The organism is Agriterribacter sp. (genome assembly GCF_035497235.1).
GTDB lineage: Bacteria > Bacteroidota > Bacteroidia > Chitinophagales > Chitinophagaceae > Agriterribacter.
Genome location: NZ_DATJEB010000050.1, coordinates 1 through 19,238, shown reverse-complemented (window position 1 = coordinate 19,238; position 19,238 = coordinate 1). Strand labels below are relative to the sequence as shown.

At 42.4% G+C, this 19,238-nt stretch carries 20 protein-coding genes; 17 read left to right on the top strand and 3 right to left on the bottom strand.

What is annotated here, in order from left to right; translation table 11 throughout:
• Window positions 1-117: 117 nt before the first annotated feature.
• A complete protein-coding gene (locus tag VL121_RS17070; protein ID WP_325407588.1) occupies window positions 118-1,347 on the bottom strand; it encodes a proline dehydrogenase family protein in 1,230 nt (409 codons plus the stop codon).
• 165 nt (window positions 1,348-1,512) lie between these two features.
• Here VL121_RS17070 and VL121_RS17065 point away from each other — a divergent pair, with 165 nt between their 5' ends.
• From VL121_RS17065 to VL121_RS17045, 5 genes are all read left to right on the top strand, one after another.
• Window positions 1,513-1,830 carry a helix-turn-helix domain-containing protein gene (locus VL121_RS17065; protein WP_325407586.1) on the top strand — a complete coding sequence of 106 codons (318 nt, stop codon included), beginning with the start codon at window positions 1,513-1,515 and terminating at the stop codon, window positions 1,828-1,830.
• 78 nt (window positions 1,831-1,908) lie between these two features.
• Window positions 1,909-3,102, top strand: coding sequence for an ATP-binding protein (locus VL121_RS17060; RefSeq protein ID WP_325407584.1), 1,194 nt, complete (start codon window positions 1,909-1,911; stop codon window positions 3,100-3,102).
• The gene (locus VL121_RS17055) at window positions 3,102-4,076 is read left to right on the top strand and encodes a ParA family protein (protein WP_325407582.1); all 975 of its coding nucleotides are present in this window, start codon (window positions 3,102-3,104) and stop codon (window positions 4,074-4,076) included. The genes VL121_RS17060 and VL121_RS17055 overlap by 1 nt, the downstream gene beginning before the upstream one ends.
• 47 nt (window positions 4,077-4,123) lie before the next feature.
• Window positions 4,124-5,221: a mandelate racemase/muconate lactonizing enzyme family protein gene (locus VL121_RS17050; protein ID WP_325407580.1), complete on the top strand. Its 1,098-nt coding sequence runs from the start codon at window positions 4,124-4,126 to the stop codon at window positions 5,219-5,221.
• 200 nt (window positions 5,222-5,421) lie between these two features.
• A complete protein-coding gene (locus VL121_RS17045) occupies window positions 5,422-5,817 on the top strand; it encodes a hypothetical protein (RefSeq protein WP_325407578.1) in 396 nt (131 codons plus the stop codon).
• 108 nt (window positions 5,818-5,925) lie between these two features.
• On the opposite strand, the gene VL121_RS17040 is transcribed toward VL121_RS17045, so the two are convergent.
• Together VL121_RS17040 and VL121_RS17035 are read right to left on the bottom strand one after the other, a co-directional pair.
• Window positions 5,926-7,023 (bottom strand): S1C family serine protease, encoded by a 1,098-nt coding sequence (locus VL121_RS17040; RefSeq protein ID WP_325407576.1) that lies wholly within the window; start codon window positions 7,021-7,023, stop codon window positions 5,926-5,928.
• Window positions 7,020-7,589, bottom strand: a complete 570-nt coding sequence (locus VL121_RS17035; protein ID WP_325407574.1) for an RNA polymerase sigma factor — start codon at window positions 7,587-7,589, stop codon at window positions 7,020-7,022. The genes VL121_RS17040 and VL121_RS17035 overlap by 4 nt, the downstream gene beginning before the upstream one ends.
• Before the next feature lie 140 nt (window positions 7,590-7,729).
• Between VL121_RS17035 and VL121_RS17030 the strand changes: the two genes are divergently transcribed.
• From VL121_RS17030 to VL121_RS16975, 12 genes are all read left to right on the top strand, one after another.
• The gene (locus tag VL121_RS17030) at window positions 7,730-7,939 is read left to right on the top strand and encodes a hypothetical protein (protein ID WP_325407572.1); all 210 of its coding nucleotides are present in this window, start codon (window positions 7,730-7,732) and stop codon (window positions 7,937-7,939) included.
• Window positions 7,940-8,241: 302 nt separating this feature from the next.
• Complete coding sequence (locus VL121_RS17025; protein ID WP_325407570.1) at window positions 8,242-9,174, top strand: prephenate dehydratase; 933 nt, start codon at window positions 8,242-8,244, stop codon at window positions 9,172-9,174.
• A 43-nt stretch (window positions 9,175-9,217) separates the two neighbouring features.
• Window positions 9,218-10,402 carry a pyridoxal phosphate-dependent aminotransferase gene (locus VL121_RS17020; RefSeq protein WP_325407568.1) on the top strand — a complete coding sequence of 395 codons (1,185 nt, stop codon included), beginning with the start codon at window positions 9,218-9,220 and terminating at the stop codon, window positions 10,400-10,402.
• Between the two features lie 3 nt (window positions 10,403-10,405).
• Window positions 10,406-11,254, top strand: coding sequence for a prephenate dehydrogenase (locus VL121_RS17015; protein ID WP_325407566.1), 849 nt, complete (start codon window positions 10,406-10,408; stop codon window positions 11,252-11,254).
• 155 nt (window positions 11,255-11,409) lie between these two features.
• A complete protein-coding gene (locus VL121_RS17010; RefSeq protein WP_325407564.1) occupies window positions 11,410-13,101 on the top strand; it encodes a DEAD/DEAH box helicase in 1,692 nt (563 codons plus the stop codon).
• Between the two features lie 50 nt (window positions 13,102-13,151).
• Window positions 13,152-14,240: a chorismate mutase gene (locus tag VL121_RS17005; protein ID WP_325407562.1), complete on the top strand. Its 1,089-nt coding sequence runs from the start codon at window positions 13,152-13,154 to the stop codon at window positions 14,238-14,240.
• Window positions 14,233-14,694: a transposase gene (locus VL121_RS17000; RefSeq protein ID WP_325407560.1), complete on the top strand. Its 462-nt coding sequence runs from the start codon at window positions 14,233-14,235 to the stop codon at window positions 14,692-14,694. Before VL121_RS17005 ends, VL121_RS17000 begins: the two co-directional genes overlap by 8 nt.
• Window positions 14,695-14,740: 46 nt before the next feature.
• Window positions 14,741-15,760 carry a 3-dehydroquinate synthase gene (gene aroB / locus VL121_RS16995; RefSeq protein WP_325407558.1) on the top strand — a complete coding sequence of 340 codons (1,020 nt, stop codon included), beginning with the start codon at window positions 14,741-14,743 and terminating at the stop codon, window positions 15,758-15,760.
• Window positions 15,757-17,076 (top strand): 3-phosphoshikimate 1-carboxyvinyltransferase, encoded by a 1,320-nt coding sequence (gene aroA / locus VL121_RS16990; RefSeq protein ID WP_325407556.1) that lies wholly within the window; start codon window positions 15,757-15,759, stop codon window positions 17,074-17,076. The genes aroB and aroA overlap by 4 nt, the downstream gene beginning before the upstream one ends.
• Window positions 17,077-17,105: 29 nt before the next feature.
• A complete protein-coding gene (locus VL121_RS16985; RefSeq protein ID WP_325407554.1) occupies window positions 17,106-18,140 on the top strand; it encodes a chorismate synthase in 1,035 nt (344 codons plus the stop codon).
• Between the two features lie 20 nt (window positions 18,141-18,160).
• Window positions 18,161-18,460 (top strand): DUF952 domain-containing protein, encoded by a 300-nt coding sequence (locus VL121_RS16980; protein ID WP_325407552.1) that lies wholly within the window; start codon window positions 18,161-18,163, stop codon window positions 18,458-18,460.
• A gap of 294 nt (window positions 18,461-18,754) precedes the next feature.
• On the top strand, window positions 18,755-19,238 hold a 484-nt coding region (locus tag VL121_RS16975; protein WP_325407550.1), incomplete at its 3' end, for a hypothetical protein.

Genomic DNA, 19,238 nt, shown 5'->3' with positions numbered 1-19,238 from the left:
AGATTTAGATTGCCGGCGCAAAGATAAATATTTAATACCTGAGGGATAAAGCATAGCGCTGTTTATTATACATATAATGTGTAATGATCGCTGCAAAAGCATGGAAGCGCATTGACATTACAGGTTTCTGCGTTGCAGTTCTTTTTTGATCAACCCTAATTCTCTGCCCGCCTGTCCTGCCACTGAACTGTTTTCCTGCGCCCGGCGCATCAGGTAAGGTACCACATCCCTGATAGGACCGAAAGGAAGGTATTTGCTTACCGGGCAACCCGCTTTGGCAAGATTAAAAGTAATATGATCGCTCATGCCGTATAGTTGTGAAAAATGCACATGCGGATGATGTAACGACAGTCCTTTTTGCTGAAGTAGCTCAGTAGCATAACGATTACTGTATTCATTATGTGTAGCCACAATAACACCGATCTTATTGATGTGGTCAATACAAAACGCGATACTATCGTTATAGTCGCGGTCGGTATCCGCCTTACCGGGCTGTATAGGCGAAGGATAAGCCATTGCGGCAGCCCTTTCTCTTTCCTTTTCCATATAAGCACCCCGCACCAGCTTAGCGCCAAGCATAAAATGACGCTGTTCAGCGGCTTCAAGCGAATCCTTCAAAAAATTAAGCCTGTCGTGACGGTAAAGCTGAATCGTATTATACACCACCACCTTTGAAATGTTAAACCGCTCCATCATTAAAATCGTAATCACATCAACCGGGTCCTGTATCCAGGTTTCTTCAGCATCAACCAATACGCCAATCCCTTTTTCGGCTGCTGTTCTGCAAATCTTTTCCATTCTTCTTTGCACACTTTGCCACTCGGCACGTTCTTCATCACTTAATGACTCAACGGCTTTGGCATATCTTTTCATGAGGGAGCCCTGCTGGTCTGAAACGGAAGCGTCTAATTTTTCCAGCAAACCCTTTCTTGCAAAACCCGTAACTTTAATGCTTATGAACGGAATATTGGGCTGTGTGGCAGCGTAACGGATTACCCTTATAAATTCTTCCATGGAATGGTTAAAAGCCGCTTCATCATTTTCTCCTCCTTCCACACCATAATCAAGAATAACCCGCACGTTGTAATTACCCAGCTTTTGGGCTACCTGCGCCGTTTCTTCTAATGTTTCGCCCCCTACAAACTGTTTAAAAATGGTATGCCGGATCAGTCCTTTAACCGGCAGCCCGGCTTTTAAAACCCAGGGGGTTACCTTTGTGCCCCACCTCACCAGCAGTTGACACTCCATTGACGAAAAAAGGATTTTCGTTTTTTTTAGCTCTTTATCTGTTTTGTAGGCAAAAGCATTTTCCGTATTATCAAATGAAATAGGGACAGTAGTGCCCATAACTGAATTATTTGTTTCAAATGTAAGTAATACGAAACGGATTTTATTTTAGAAATATATATACAAGAATCTCCGGATTAATTGCTAATTTGGACAATTATTGACAAGTCTGATTTAAGTCCACTGAAACCAGTTGCGGTTCACGAATACCATAAAATGAAAATCATGTCCGGGAGTAGTACATTAGGTCAACAATTGAGAGCATGCCGGGAGGCCAAAGAATTATTGCTCCGGCAGGTGGCGGCAGCTTTAGCAATGGACACGGCATTGTTGAGCAAGTTTGAACGGGATGAAAGGAAGCCGAACAAAGAACAGGTGCTTTCATTTGCAAAATTTTACAATGTGAATGCTGATGAACTGCTGCTAGCATGGCTGAGCGACAAGATAGCCGGGGAAGTGCGGCATGAAGACCTTGCCAAAGAAGCTTTGAAAATAGCTGAAAAGAAAGTTGAACTTTTTAAAAAGAAGAAAAAGCCGGAATAATGAAGAGTGCGATCAGTTGAAAATCAACCCGGTGTTTAAGGTGAAGGACGCTGGAATAGACTTTAAAACGATATGAATATGACCGAAGAACAGGTAAAAATACTTATAAAGGATTTGGAATCTGACAGGATAGAACGGACTATTTCTTTCCGAGAAGATAAACTCGGGCCGGCAGTTTGTGCATTATCAAACGACTTCCCCAATCACCGTCAGTCAGGGTATGTATTATTAGGAGTAAATGATGATGGAAGTGTAAAAGGAATTACTATTGGCGATGAAGAACTTCAAAAAATTGGAAACGTAAAATCAAATGGAAACGTTTTGCCGCAGCCTTCCTTATTGGTGAGCCCCGTTTTTCATATTGACGAAGGCGATGTAGTAGTAGTTGAAGTGAGCCCCTCTTTGTACCCTCCGGTTCGTTATGACAGAAGATGTTGGATTCGTGTTGGTCCAAGAAAAGCAAAGGCATCTTTGGAAGAAGAACGAATTTTAACTGAAAGACGTGTTTCGTATGCGAAAACATACGATTTAGTTCCTGCTCTGGGTTCAGGTATAGAAGATATCAGCGTTGAGTTATTTAAGATTAATTACTTGCCATCAGCAATAGATAAGGATACATTAGCGGAAAACGGGAGAACAATAGAGGAGCAATTAGCCTCGTTACGATTTTATGATATAAAAGAAAAATGCCCTACAAATGCCGGTATCCTGTTATTCGGGCTAAATCCTGAATTTTATTTACCAGGTGCATATACTCAGTATGTTAAATTTTCTGGAAAAGAGATGACTAGCGATGTGGAATTTGAAAAGAAATTTTCCGGAGCCTTGATAACGGAACTAAGGCAATTGGATGATTTTATTAAAAGTAACGTAATCAAAGAACGCCCGGTAAAAAAAGATTCTTTTCAGGAAGATGTTGCCCGAAACTACCCTTATTGGGCATTAAGAGAATTAATTATGAATGCTATTATGCATAGAAGTTATGAGTCCAACGCACCCATCTATATTTATGAGTTTTCAGATCGCATTGAAATCATAAATCCAGGAGGATTATTTGGTGAAGCAACACCTCAAAACTTTCCTGATGCAAGTGACTACAGGAATGTAGTTTTAGCAGAGGCTATGAAAATATTGGGTTATGTAAACCGCTTCAATTATGGAGTAACACGGGCAAAGAACGAATTGATTGAGAATGGAAATGGCGAACCGGACTTTGATTTCACCCTAACAACAAAATTTAAAGTTACTATACCTATTAATCAAAAATGGTAATGAGGACAATCACTTTTTTCAATAATAAAGGTGGAGTAGGAAAAACCACCACCGTTTATCATGTAGCCTGGATGATGTCTGAATTAGGGATTAAAACAATAGCTATAGATTTAGACCCTCAGTCTAACCTAACCTCCATGTTTTTAACAGACGAGAAGCTGGAGGATGTGTATGAGAATAATTCTCCTGCTACCATTTTGGATGCTATTACTCCAATTGTAAACGGAGATACAGCAGTTCCGGTTCATATTGAACAAATAAATGAAAACCTTGGACTGATTTTAGGCAATCTTACATTATCAACTTTTGAAGATGTATTAAGTGATGCCTGGCTCAAGTGTCTGGACAGTCAAGTGTATCCATTTCGCATCACCAGCATATTTAAAACGATTATAGATGAGGCTGCGCTGCGCTTTAACGCATCTGTTGTCCTGATTGACGTAGGGCCAAATTTGGGGGCAATAAACAGAGCAGTTTCAATTAGCTCCGACTACATTATTATGCCTGTAGCTTCTGATTTATTCTCTCTTCAGGGAATAAAAAACCTGGGCACCACTTTAAACCTTTGGAAGAAACAATGGAATCAAAGAAAGGAATTAAAGCCTCAAAATCTTACAGTTCAAATTCCGGAAAATAATGCCAGACCTGCAGGCTACATTGTGATGCAATATTCTGCAAAAGAAAGCAGGCCGGTGAAATCATATCTAAAGTGGGCAAACAGAATACCAAATATATTTAGGGAATTTGTTTTAGGAAATGGTAATGATAAAGTAAATAGCGTTGATGATGACATTAATTGTATTGCTTTGCTAAAGCATTTTAGAAGCCTTGCTCCTATGTCAATGGAAGCTCACAAGCCTATTTTCTTATTAAAACCTGCAGATGGTGCAATTGGTGCTCATGTTTATGCTGTAAAGCGAAGCTATGATGAGTTTGAAAATCTATCTAAGCGAATTCTTGAAAAATGTCCATGAAGCGCTCTTCAATAGCGATCTAAAATATCAGTTTGAGGCAATATGATATGAAAATTACCCACACCAGCATTTACAAATTCAGCATTCCCATGCATCCGTTCACCATTGCTACCGGAACCATGCATTTTGCCCAGAACATTTTTATAAGGATACATACCAGCGCGGGCATATACGGCGTTGGGGAATGCTCGGCTTTTCCCATGATAGTAGGCGAAACACAGGCAACCTGCTTTGAAATGGCAAAAGATTTCGCTTTGTTATGGAAAAGCAAAGACCCGCTGAACATACCCGAACGCATGAACGAATTACACGCGTATACTGCTTACAACAGCACGATCAAAAGCGCTTTTGATATGGCCTTATATGATATAAGCGCGAAAGCGGCAGGCAAACCCCTGTATGCCTTTCTGGGCGGAGAGAAAAAAAGCATGGAAACAGACCTTACCATTGGTATTGATACGCCCGAAGCCATGACAGAAAAAGCGGTTGAATTTAAAAATAAAGGCGTACGTATACTTAAAGTAAAATTAGGCAGGAGCCCCGAAGAAGATACCGAACGGATCAGGCAGATACGTTCGGCTGTGGGCGACAGGTTACAGCTACGCATAGACGCTAACCAGGGATGGTCTTATGAAGCGGCCCAACGGGCGCTAACCGCCATCGGCCCGTATAACATTCAATTTTGTGAACAGCCTATGCGAAGGTATAATGATCATTTTCTTCCGGAACTCAACCGCAGCTCCCCTATTCCTGTTATGGCCGATGAAAGTGTTTTTGACCATCATGATGCCGGAAGGATTATAAAAAGCAAAGGATGCAGCTATGTAAATATAAAGTTCGCTAAAAGCGGCGGCATCCTTGAAGCATTAAAAATTAATGAGGTATGCAGTGTCCATAATATTCCCTGTATGATGGGCGGCATGCTCGAAAGCCGTATTGCACTTACTGCCTTTGCGCATTTTGCCGCGGCTACGCCCAATATACAATTTTACGATATGGATACCTGTATGCTTGGGCATACACTTGATCCGGTAACAGGCGGAGTAACTTATAATAATTTTTTTGTGGAACTGCCCGATACCGCTGGTATAGGCGCAGATGCGGAGGAAGCATTTTTACTTGCCAATGAACATACCGTTGTTTAAACGGGATTTGTTCTTGTATAGCGGCAATATCCATATTAAGCAATTCACGAACGCCATTAACAGGCAATACGGCCCTCTTTCATATTCCATATTTATCCAATACACACATCGTACCGGGTATATTTATTCACAACAGGCAGCATAAAGTATAAGTGGAATGATATTTTATGTATATTGTTTTATAAAGAAAGCCGGCCACAATGAAAATATTCATCATTTTGCTAATTGCAGCCTTTCCAGCAACAGGTTTTTGTCAGTTAAACGGCAACCAGGTTATTAAAATACCGGGCATTAGTCTGGAGCAACTGATCAGGGGGTTTTTAGATGCAGGCTATTCTATTGAAAAGAGCGAAGCGTCTATGAGTGTTATCGTAACTCACTTAAAAGAAGCCCAAAAATTGAATGTAGCTACGCAAATAAAAGCGAAGATTAAGGATGGCAATATACTTTTGTCGGGTGAATATGTTGAACCCGGAAAAGGTCAGCACCCTTCTCCCATTACAAACGCGGGAATTCCGGGAAGCCCTTGCAGGGAATCATGGAATATAATGCATGACTTCGCGCAATCTTTTAACAAGCCATTAGAGATTCAGTAGTTCAGTTCCCGGGAAGATTTTCAGTTATTACCTACCCGGCCTGCTGTATTGAATTGAAAAAATCACTACTCGCTCACTACTCACCACTCCCAACTTGTAAACCACAAATCAATATCCCTTTACCATAAACACGCATTCTTCAATCTTCTTCACCTGCTGGGTTCTGTCTATATTTTTAATAGCGGAAGCGAATGGCAATTTAATATGCAAATTACTGCTGTCTTTCTTCAATGCTTCCAATGCCTTAAAAATATTTTTTGATTTTATAGCAAAAACAACCCCTTCAGCGCTGGTCTGACGTGTACTTAATATACCAATTACTTCTCCGTCTTTATTAATAACAGGACCACCGCTGTTTCCGGGATTAGCGGAAATGGATATCTGGCAGGTAAGCGTATCACCGTTAAAACCTGTTTTGGCGCTCAGGTAACCTTCGCCATATACAATCTCTTCCCTGGGGTAGCCTAAAGTAAATATGGGTTCGGCAAGATCAACGGCAGATTTTTTATTAATAAAATAGGGCAAAGCACTCAAAGGCTTATACAGGCTGTCGCTAATTTTAAGAATTGCAATATCTAAGCTATCATCCGAAAATATGGTTACAGCGCTTAGCTCAACACCGGATTTACCCTGCACAGTAACTTTTTCTGCCTTGTTCACCACATGGGCGTTTGTTACCAAATAGCCCCTGGCATCAATCAAAAAACCTGTTCCGCCAAATTTTGCAGGAACGCCGGGAATCTCAATCTTATTCTTTACATCAGTTAATTCACGGCGGGTGTGATTTTGATTCTTTTCCAGAATGTCAATTTTTCTTCCCAGGTTTTCAATTTGTGCTTTATCCGCTTTTGGTGTTAATGAGGTAATCATACCGCTAATAATTAAAGCGGTGATCCCTGCAATTGAAGCTGCAACGGCTATTGTTTTTTTATAACGGTTCCACAGGTAAACCAGTTTCTGACTCCCGCGGGGCCGCTTTATTTTTCCTTCTGCTACTAATTTATCATGTACCTCATTCAATGAAGCACGGTATTGTTTATCCTGCTCAAACCGTTCCATCTGGTTTATAAAAAAATGATGCTCCACCACCAACTGGTCTGCATCGGGATGGGTTCTGCGCAGCTCCTGGAATAATATTTTTTCTTCCTCCGACAAATCTCCCTGGAGGTAACGTTCCACCATTTCTAATAAACGAACATCATTCATTTGTTACCATTTTTATATTGTGCAAAAAATAGCTTTCGTAACCGTACCAGGCATTTATACTTCTGGTTCTTGGCATTCTCCGAATTCGTGTATCCAAAAAGTTCTGCAATCTCCTGCATATTTTGCTTTTGGATATAATAGGCTTCAAGTATGCTTTTACAGGGCTCGCCAATGTTGGTCATGGCAAATTCCATCATTCCAAACTCTTTATTCCGCTTCTCATGTATCCCAATATCATCTTCCACATATATCGTTTCTTCAAATCCATTAGACTGCAACTCATACCGGCTGCTTTTTTGCAGCCGTTTAAGCCATAGCCGTTTACTCACTGCATACAAATAGGTTCCAACCTGGCAATTTAACTCAAACTCAGCCGATTTAGACTTTTCATACAGTACGATCAAAGCCTCCTGAAAAACATCCTTGGCATCCTCTTCCGACCCATTATTATTCAAAACCAGGTTTTGAATAATCCCGTAATGATCGCTGTATATCGTTTCAATGGCGTTTTTATCGTTAACTGACAGCCCCCTGATTAATGCTTGTTCCTTAAGGTTACTACTCACTAAACGTATATTAATACTATAATGCCATAATTGGTAACCCAAAATTGGGCAAAAATTAATTTTAAAAAAAACGGGTTACCTTTTTTTCACTTCCGTATTAAAGATAGATTTCATTATCAAACTATTCAAAAACATTAAGAATGAAAAAGTTACTCGTTATTTTAGCTATAGGCGCTTTTGCTGCCTGCAACAATGCAAGTGAATCTACTGAAGCTACAGTTGACAGTTTAAAAACTGCTGCTGAAGTTACTGCAGACAGCATTAAAGCCGATGCTAATACCGCTGTTGATTCGTTAAAAGCAGCTACAGACGCGGCTGTTGATTCTGCAAAAGAAGCAGTTAAGCAATAAGCGGATCGAAGTTTTTTTATATGGCAAGCAATCGTTGAGGCCACTCCTGTTCAGGGGTGGCATTTTTTTAAATAAAAAATTGTGTCCTAAATATTTATTTATTTATTTTTAGTCTTACATTTGCAACGCAATGAACAAAACAAAAGCATACGGTTTCTTTTATTTTTATTTCTACTTTACCGGCAGACCGGGATTGCTTTTGTTGAAAAATAAATAAAACGTAAAAAATTCAGCATAAACAGTCCCGGCTTAAAACCGGGATTTTTTTGTGACTTTTTGAAATCAGATTATACAAATACGACATGAGTGATCTCAGTAACATATCTGGAATGAAAGACCCGGTTTACGCAGATACTGATGCCGCAACCGGCGGCGAGGAACAGGCGGTTCCGGAAGAAGGAATAGCGGCAGTTGTTGCTATACAGGGCTATGAAGGTAGTTTTCACCAAATGGCGGCCCAGCATTTCTTTGGCAAAAAAACAGGTGTAATTTGCTGCGCTACTTTTGGAGAAGTGGTTAAAAAAGCGTTAAACAAAAAAGAAAGTGACGGCGGTGTTATGGCAATTGAAAATTCAATTGCCGGCAGCATTTTGCCCAACTATAACCTGTTACAAAAAAGTAAACTTAAAGTTGTTGGCGAAATATACCTGCAAATCAGGCAAAACCTACTGGTAAACCCTGGCATACCGTTAGAAGATATTAAAGAAGTTCATTCGCATCCCATGGCTATTCAGCAATGTCTCGAATATCTTGATCAGTATAACTGGAAGCTTGTTGAAACCGAGGATACGGCATTAAGCGCAAAACATATTCACCAGCATAAAAGCAAACATGTTGCCACCATTGCCAGCACGCTGGCTGCAAGTTTGTATCATCTGGATGTACGCACTCCCGACATTCATACACTAACAAATAATTATACCCGCTTTCTGATATTGCAGCACGAAGACCTGGCGGAAGTAATTGAAAACGCCAATAAAGCGTCTGTTAGCTTTCACACCGATCACTCAAGGGGCAGTTTGGCCAAAGTGCTTACCACCATAGCCGAAGGACAGATCAACCTCAGTAAACTGCAAAGCTCGCCTATCCCCGGATCCGATTTCAGGTATTCTTTTCATGCCGATATGGAATTTGATTCGCTGCACCAGTTTTACCAGGTAATAAAAGATATGAAAGCGCTTACAGAAGATTTAAAAATTTATGGGGTATACCGTAAAGGAAAACATTATACATAAACCCAAATAACTTACCACTTACTACTTACCACTTACCACTATTATGATCTCCACAGCAAAACGATTAGAAGGCATTGGTGAATACTATTTCTCTCAAAAACTGAGAGCAATAGATGAGCTGAACCGGCAGGGGAAACAAATCATTAACCTGGGCATAGGAAGTCCGGATATGCCCCCCCACCCGGATGTAATAAAAACCTTGCAGGAAGAAAGCGCTAAACCCAATGTACACGCTTATCAAAACTATAAAGGCTCGCCCGTTTTACGCGAAGCTATTGCAGCCTGGTACAAAACCTGGTACAACATTACATTAAATGCCGATACGGAAATATTGCCGCTTATAGGCAGCAAAGAAGGCATTATGCACCTGTGCATGACCTATATTAATGAAGGAGATGATGTGTATGTACCCAACCCCGGTTACCCCACCTACAGAAGCGCCGCTACATTGGCCGGCGGAAATATAGTGGAATATACACTGGAAGAAAAGAACAACTGGCTGCCAGACCTTGAAGCGCTTAAAAAACAAATAGCCGGTTCACAAAAGCGCCAGTCTGCCCGTTTGCTCTTTGTAAATTATCCGCATATGCCCACAGGACAGTTGCCAACAGCATCCTTTTTTGAATCCCTGGTGGCTTTTGCAAAAGCAAATAACGTTTTAATCGTGCATGACAATCCTTACAGTTTCATCCTCAACGATAACCCCGCAAGTATTTTAAGTGTGCCGGGCGCCAAAGAAGTAGCTGTTGAATTGAATTCATTAAGCAAGTCGCAGAATATGGCCGGCTGGCGTGTAGGTATGCTGTGCGGCGCCAAAGAAAGGATGGATGAAGTGCTGCGCTTTAAAAGTAATATGGACAGTGGCATGTTTTTGCCGGTTCAACTGGCCGCGGCAAAGGCTTTAACGCTTGGGCAGGACTGGTACAGTAGTATTAATGCAATGTACAGGAACCGGAGAGAGAAAGTATTTGCTTTACTGCAATTGCTCAATTGTTCCTTTTCATTGCAACAGGCAGGCATGTTTGTATGGGCTAAAATTCCGGCAGCATATAAAGATGGTTATGCGTTAAGCGATGAAGCCTTGTATAACGCCGGGATATTTATAACGCCGGGAGGAATTTTTGGAAGTGCCGGCAATAATTATATAAGAGTAAGCCTGTGCTGTACGGAGCAAAAAATACAGGAAAGCATAGAACGAGTAAAAGCATCACTGAAAGGAAAAAAATAAACCATGTTCGATACCATTACTATTGTAGGCGTAGGCCTCATCAGCGGTTCATTTAGTATGATCCTAAAAGAAAAAGGGCTGGTAAAACATGTAATTGGTGTAAGCCGTACAGCAAAGAGTATTAACAAAGCGCTCGAATTAGGCATTATTGACGAGGCTTTGCCATTGGAAGAAGCGGTAAAGAAAAGCAGCCTTATTTATGTAGCTATACCGGTAGACGCCACTATACCTGTAGTACAGAAAATAATGGACCTGGTGAATGAAAAACAAATAGTAATGGATGCGGGATCAACCAAGCAGGCGCTTTGTGAAGCCCTGGCCAAGCATCCTATGCGCAGGCGTTTTGTTGCCACGCATCCTATGTGGGGAACAGAATACAGCGGGCCGGAAGCCGCGGTTGCGGATGCATTTGCAGACCGGGTTTGTGTAATTTGTGAAAAAGAAAAAAGCGATCCCGATGCGGTAGATACTGCAGAAAAAATATATAAGCTACTGGGCATGCATGTTACCTATATGAATGCAGACGCGCATGACATACACGCGGCATATGTTAGTCATATTTCACATATCACGTCTTTTGCGCTGGCCAATACGGTATTGGAAAAGGAAAAAGAAGAAAACGCCATTTTCGAACTGGCAGGGGGCGGTTTTGAAAGTACGGTACGCCTGGCAAAAAGCAACCCTTCCATGTGGCTTCCTATTTTTAAACAAAACCGGGAGCATGTATTAGATGTACTTAACGAGCACATTACCCAGCTAAGAAAGTTTAAAAGCTGTCTCGAAAAGGAAAACTATACCTACCTGCAGGAACTAATGGAAAATGCCAATAAAATAAACCGGATAATTAAGTAATTGGGAGATGAAGCTGCCGGCGATCAGCTTTCAGCAATGAGCAGTACTTAAGCCGATAGCTGACTGCCGATACCTGAAAGCGGAAGGGCAAAAGCGGCAAATAATAAGGAGAATCAGCGAAATCGTGTTTATCTTTGCGAAAATTTTTTTAATATATGATGACATTTGAAGAGTTGGGTTTAGACGCGAGATTGGTACAGGCTACCGATGCTTTGGGATTTAAACAGCCAACCCCTATACAGGAAAAATCAATTCCTGTTTTGCTGAGCGGCACCACGGATTTGGTGGGGTTGGCACAAACGGGTACAGGAAAAACGGCAGCATTTGGACTACCGTTGTTACAGCTTATAGATGCAAAGGATAAATACCCACAGGCGTTGGTGGTTTGTCCTACCAGGGAACTGTGTATGCAAATTGTAAATGAAGTAGAGCTTTTTAAAAAATTTATCACCGGCATGCATGTGCTGGCCGTATACGGCGGAACTGCCATTGGCGCACAAATAAGGGAGCTAAAAAGAGGCGTGCAGATTGTTGTAGCTACCCCGGGAAGACTGATAGACTTAATTGAACGCAAAGCTATAAACCTGGAGCAAATTAAATATGTAGTGCTTGATGAAGCAGATGAAATGCTGAATATGGGCTTCCAGGATGATATTGAATTTATTTTACAAAATACACCCAACCGGGAAAGCACCTGGCTGTTTAGCGCTACCATGCCTGCTGAAATACGGCGTGTAAGTAAAAAATACATGAAGACCCCCGTAGAAATAACCGTGGGCAAAATGAACACGGCCAATAAAAACGTAGATCACCAGTATTATATAGCCAGCGCCCAGCACCGTTATGAAGCATTGAAGCGGTTAATTGATTTTAACCCCGGTATTTATGGCATCATCTTTACCAGAACAAAAGCCGATGCCCAGTCCATAGCGGAAAAGCTTACAAGAGAGGGCTATGATATTGACGCTTTGCATGGCGATTTGACGCAACAGCAAAGAGACAAGGTAATGGGTGAGTTCAGGGATAAAACACTGCAGCTTTTAATAGCAACAGATGTGGCCGCCAGGGGTATTGATGTGCAGGGCATAACCCATGTTATTAATTATGAACTGCCCGATGATGTGGAAGTGTATACACACCGCAGCGGACGTACAGGCCGCGCCGGAAATACAGGTATCTGCATGTCGGTTATACATAGCCGTGAAATCGGGAAGATCAGGCAGATTGAAAGAATGGTGCAGGTACCTTTTCATAAACTGGAGATACCCGCAGGCAGGGATGTATGCCGTAAACAGTTCTACCATTTTATGGACAACCTGCTGCAATTAGACATAAGCGATACCAGCTACGAGCCTTATATACCCATGCTGGAAGAAAAATTTGCCGATGTAAGTAAAGAAGAAGTATTAAAACGGCTGGCCGCGCATGAGTTTAAACGGTTTTTGAAATACTATGAAAATGCAGAAGATCTGAATGTGAGGGAAAGAACCCGTGAATACCGTGAAAGCGGTTCCAGGGATACCAGGGCGTTTACAGAAAGACGCGATATTACCCGCAGGCGGGATACGAAGGGACGCGAATTTGGCGGAAATGGCGGTAGTGGCGACTTTACCAAACTATTTGTAAACCTCGGCACCAAAGATGGTTTTTACAAAGCCAGCTTCCTGCAGTTTATTTTAGATATGAGTGATTTGAGGAAAGACTCACTCGGAAGAATAGATATGAAAGAAATGAACAGCTGGATAGAAGTAGATAAAAAATCGGCGCCCCAGATGATCCGGTCTATTGACGGCAAAAAATATAAGGGCAGAAGTATTAGAATGAACGAAGCCGATCACAGAAGATAGTTTAAGCATAATTTCAATAACCCGATTAGTAACAAATAAAACATGATTATATGCAAGCGGTTGAAACCAATACAAAAGCTGCAGTGCTGGAAAAACTGAATAAAAAACCATTGATCATTTCCGGCCCCTGCAGTGCGGAAACCGAAGCGCAGGTGCTGGAAACAGCGCAACGCCTGGCCAATACAGGAAAAGTGGATATGCTCCGCGCCGGCATCTGGAAACCCCGTACCCGTCCGGGAAGTTTTGAGGGAGTAGGCACAAAGGGTTTACCCTGGTTACAACAGGCAAAAAAAATAACGGGGCTGCCCACAACAGTTGAAGTAGCCACAGGAAAACAGGCCCAGGACGCCCTGCATTTTGAAATAGATATGCTTTGGATAGGCGCACGTACAACCGTTAACCCGTTCAGCGTACAGGAAGTAGCCGATGCATTGCGCGGTGCGGATGTTCCGGTGTTTATTAAAAACCCCATCAACCCCGACCTGGAATTATGGACAGGCGCGGTAGAGCGCATAGCCAAGGCCGGTATTAAAACCATAGGACTGATCCACCGCGGTTTCAGCGCGTATGGTAATACCGAATACCGTAATGCCCCTATGTGGCACCTGGCCATTGAAATGAAAAGACGTAACCCAGAGCTGAAAATAATAAATGACCCCTCGCATATTTGCGGCCGCAGGGATATTCTTTTAGAAGTGGCGCAAAAAGCCATTGACCTTGACTTTGACGGGCTTATGATTGAAAGCCATATTGACCCCGATAACGCGTGGAGCGATGCCAAACAGCAGGTTACCCCTGAAAAGCTGGCGGAAATGTTAGACGCCATTACATGGAGAAAAGAAGATGCGGGTTCAAGGGAATTTCATGCAGCCCTGGAAAAGCTTCGTCAGCAAATCAATCATCTTGATGATGAAATGATGCAGATACTCAGTCAGCGCATGAGTCTTGCTGAAAAAATAGGACAATATAAAAAGGAAAACGACATTACCATTTTGCAAACTTCCCGGTGGAACGAAATCCTTGAAAGAGCATTTAAAAAAGGGGAAAAGATCGGGCTGAGCAATGAGTTTATCACTAAATATTTTGATGCGGTACATATGGAATCCATCAACCATCAAAATAAAATTATGAATGCCTGAGTTTTTCCGCGGCAATATTATGCAGGGCAGCAATACTACTTTTATTTATATTCATGCTATATGGTGTACTGCCGGCAAACAGCCCGTACTTACCCCTATAGTCCGGAAAGTACTATTTGCCTGCATGAAAAAAAGCCCGGAAGAAAAGGGTATCCAGGTAATAGCCGTAAATGGCGGCGATGAACATGTTCACTGTCTTTTTAAACTAATGCCTGTCCAGTCTGTTTCAGCAATCATCAACCAGCTCAAAAGCGAATCGGAAAACTGGCTGAACAACAATAAGTTTTTGCCAGACCCATTTGAATGGGATGATGTTTACTCAGCCTGGTCTGTCAGTCCTTCCACCATTGATAAAGCTGTTGAATATATAAGCAGGCAGGAAGCATACCACCAGGAAAAGACCTTAGCTGAAGAGCTGACCGCATTTGACAGGATGGTAATACACATGAGCTGAAGGCTTACCCGTAAAATCCGAAATCTCAAAATCAGAACTATTCATAATGGATCCTATACAATATAAATTCAGTAATACTTCTACCCATTTTTATTTTGACAGCAGTTTTTCTCAGTTAAAAAAAATCGTTGACCCTAAATCGGCAATTCTGGTTACCGATGAAAATCTGTACAGCGGTCATACCAAAAAATTCAGGAACTGGAATACGATTGTGCTAAAGCCAGGGGAAGCCTTTAAAGTACAGGCTACCGTTGATACGGTAATTGAACAAATGATTGCGTTGGCGGCCGACCGAAAAACCACGCTCATTGGCATTGGCGGAGGAGTAATTACAGATATTACAGGATACGCGGCATCGGTATATATGCGGGGCATTCCGTTTGGATTTGTACCCACATCGGTACTGGCAATGGTAGACGCAAGCATTGGCGGAAAAAACGGAATTGACGTTGGCGTATATAAAAATATGGTGGGCGCTATCCGGCAGCCTTCTTTTCTTTTACATGATTACAGTTTGTTACAAACACTGCCTCAAAATGAATGGGAGAACGGTTTTGCGGAGATCATCAAACATGCCTGTATAAAAGATGCGGCTATGTTCAGGGAACTGGAGACCGGTACACTTAAAACCTATCAGCAAAAGAAAACGGCAATGCGCTCATTAATCCGGCGAAATGCGCTGATCAAAATTAAAGTAGTACAGAAAGATGAATTTGAAAAAGGCGACAGGCGGTTGCTGAACTTTGGACATACGCTGGGCCACGCGCTGGAAAACCAATACGACCTGTCGCACGGACAGGCTATTTCCATAGGCATGACCTATGCCTGCCATATTTCGGCACAGTTAAGAGGATTTAAGGATACCGGAAAAGTAGTGAAGTTATTGGAACAATACGGACTGCCTACCTATGCGGATTTTAATAAAAAGAAGGTGATCGAAGTGCTGAAGATGGATAAAAAGAGGGAGCGCAGGGAAATAAATTATGTATTACTGGATAAAACAGGCAGGGCTGTAGTGGAATCAATGCCTTTACTGCAACTGGAAAAAATAATAGCAGCATTATGATAGCTACCATTCAACCATCGGTACTCTGTAATACGGTTCAGGCGCCAGCGTCCAAAAGCGCTATGCAAAGGGCCTGCGCCGCGGCACTGATATGCGGGGGGAAAAGTATTATTTATAACCCGGGGCATTCCAACGATGATAAAGCCGCGCTGCAGGTAATTGCAGCCTTAGGCGCAAAAGTGAACACACGCGATGATGGCGGTATAGAAACAGACAGCAGCGGCACAGACCTGTCTTCTCCCGGCACACCTCAAAGCACGCTTACCATAAATTGCGGAGAAAGCGGGTTAGGTATACGTATGTTTGCCCCCGTTATGGCATTAAGCAGGCTGCCCGTTACCATAAACGGAGAAGGAAGTTTGCTATCGCGGCCAATGGATTTTTTTGACGAAATACTGCCGCGTTTAAACGTTACGGTTAGTTCAAATAAGGGCAGGCTGCCCATTACCCTTTCGGGGCCGCTGCAACCCCGCAACATTGAAATTGACGGCTCATTGAGCTCCCAGTTTTTAACAGGCCTGCTGATGGCCTATGCCGCCGCGGAAGCCCGTGATGTTACCATTAAAGTGAATAATTTAAAAAGCAGGCCGTATATAGACCTTACATTTAAAGTAATGCAGGCTTTTGGTTTAAAAATACCGGAGAACAAAAATTATAAAGCGTTTTATTTCGACCAGTCGCCTGCCCACCTTTCGCCATCGGGGATACGGTATACTGTAGAAGGAGACTGGAGCGGCGGAGCATTTTTGTTAGTGGCAGGAGCCATTGCGGGTAATATAGAAGTATGCGGGCTCGATCCGGATTCTGCACAGGCCGATAAAAAAATAGTAGAAGCATTGCGGGATGCAGGCGCCGGAATAGACACCGGCGATAAAGGAATCAGGTTATTTCCGGGCGCATTAAAAGCTTTTACTTTTGATGCTACCGACTGCCCCGATCTTTTTCCTCCATTAGTGGCATTGGCGGCATATTGCAGCGGAACAACGGTTATTAAAGGTGTAAGCAGGTTAGCACATAAAGAAAGCAACCGGGGATTAACCCTGCAGGATGAGTTTAGTAAAATGGGGCTGCGGGTAGATTTACAGGATGACATTATGCATGTGCATGGCGGAAAAGGCCTAAAAGGCACAACGGTGCATTCCCGTCACGATCACCGCATTGCCATGGCCTGCGCGGTGGCTGCACTGCGCGCTGAAGGAGCAACCACAATTGAAGAAGCGGAAGCGATCAACAAGTCATATCCTGATTTTTATGAAGACCTCATTAAGCTGGGGGCGAACGTAAAAATAAAACAGCAGTCCGTTCATATTCAATAATCAATCATTAGCTTTAAGTAAATTCGCATATGAATTCTTTTGGGAGACTATTTCGCGTACATATATTGGGCGAATCGCATGGCGAAAGCGTGGGTATCTGCATTGACGGCTGTCCGGCTGGTTTGCCATTGAAAGCAGATGATTTTTTGAACGATACAGAACGGAGGAAAGGAGGCACACAAAAGGGAACAACACCCAGGCAGGAGTCTGATTTGCCCATTTTTAAGAGTGGTATTTTTAACGATACTACAACGGGCGCCCCCATTACGATACTGTTTGAAAATAACAATACCCGTTCGGGAGATTATCAAAAGCAAAGAGCCGTACCCCGGCCCGGACATGCCGATTTTGTAGCACACCAAAAATTTGGCGGATTTGAAGATTACAGGGGTGGCGGCCACTTCAGCGGACGCCTTACCGTAGCATTGGTAGCCGCGGGAGTGATAGCTAAAAAATTATTACTTGCCTTATCACCGGAAAAAAGCGGGGCCGTACCCGGCGGCATTTCGGTTATAGCCTCCCTGCTCGAAATTGGCGGGGAAAAAGATATTGAAAAAGGACTTCAAAAAGCTATTGATGCTAAAGATAGCATTGGTGGTATTGTGGAGTGCAGGGTAAACGGGCTGCCATTGGGACTGGGTGAACCTTTTTTTGATTCAGCGGAATCTTTATTAAGCCATGCTGTTTTTGCCATACCCGCTATACGTGGAATTGAATTTGGAACAGGCTTCGCGGCAGCCGCCATGTTCGGCAGTGAGCACAATGACGCTATTACAGATCAGAACGGAAAAACCCGTACCAATCATGCGGGAGGAATAGTAGGAGGTATAAGCAATGGCAACGAATTGGTGTTTCGCATTGCCGTTAAGCCCACTTCTTCCACACCTAAGGTGCAGGAAACTTTAAACTGGGAAACAGGAGATATAGAAAAATTTTCCGTAAAAGGACGTCATGATCTTTGTATAGCTTTACGGGTGCCTGTTGTACTGGAGGCGGTAACGGCCATCGTTTTAGCCGACCTGATGTTAACAGCACAAAAAATACCGCGGGTATTATACACTTAAATTTATTTAAACTGAACATCATGCCTGTCATCTACCACATCACTACTGCTTCTGAATGGAATGATGCAAAACAAAAAGGATTTTATGAATCCAAAGCACTCAAAGAAGAAGGATTTATTCATTGCAGCGAAGAGCGGCAAATACCTGATGTGCTGAACAGGTATTACAGCGGCAAAACAGATCTTATTAAATTAGTTATTCAAACAGAAAAACTCACCAGCCAGTTAATTTATGACTGGTCTAACGCTATTGAAGATACCTTCCCCCATATATACGGCCCGCTCAACCTGGATGCTGTGATACACATTGAAAACATATAGTGCTGAGGTAATTGCAATATGTCGTAGTAAGTGGTAAGTGATGAGTAGTTTCACGTTTATCGTTTTTCGGGGTGAACAGTGAACTCACGGCATATCAGAGTTAAACTTAACACCGGCTGACGGGTTGATATATATCAACCCGTCAGCGCCTATTGCCCGCATATTGTTGCGTTATGGTAAGAAATCCTTTCCCGCCTTAATTTACCGATCAATCATGCGGTTTTTACCATCCCCGTAAGTACTTTTACTAACCCTTACAGGGATAATACTATCACACATTCTAAAAAAACACGTATGAAAACTCTATTAGTTATTACCAGTATTATCCTCTTATCCTTTCAGATAGACCGCCTGCTGGTAAACCATTTATCCGGAACCGGCAATAAAATGGAAATAATAAGCAATGCACTTTCCATCAATGAACCTGTTTCGGATGTGCCACCTGCACACAATAATGCAGCCACCAGTCTGGCAGAAACAATAATTCCGGAAGCGCTTGCTTCAAAAACAATTACGGAGCATATTGAAAAAAAATCCGCAGTAAATTTAAAACCGGAAAATAGCAATGCAGCACAAAGGAACAGCAGGAACAGTGTACTCCATCGTAATATAAAGCAATCCGGCAAATACCTGGAACTAAACACACTGCAATTTGGGTTTGACCAGTATGAAAAAGTAGAAACCAAAGAATTTAATAATATCCTGCATTTTGCCGATCAGCTCATTTTTAATGACTCATTAAAAGTTAGCATTGCCGGTTTTACAGATAATACAGGCA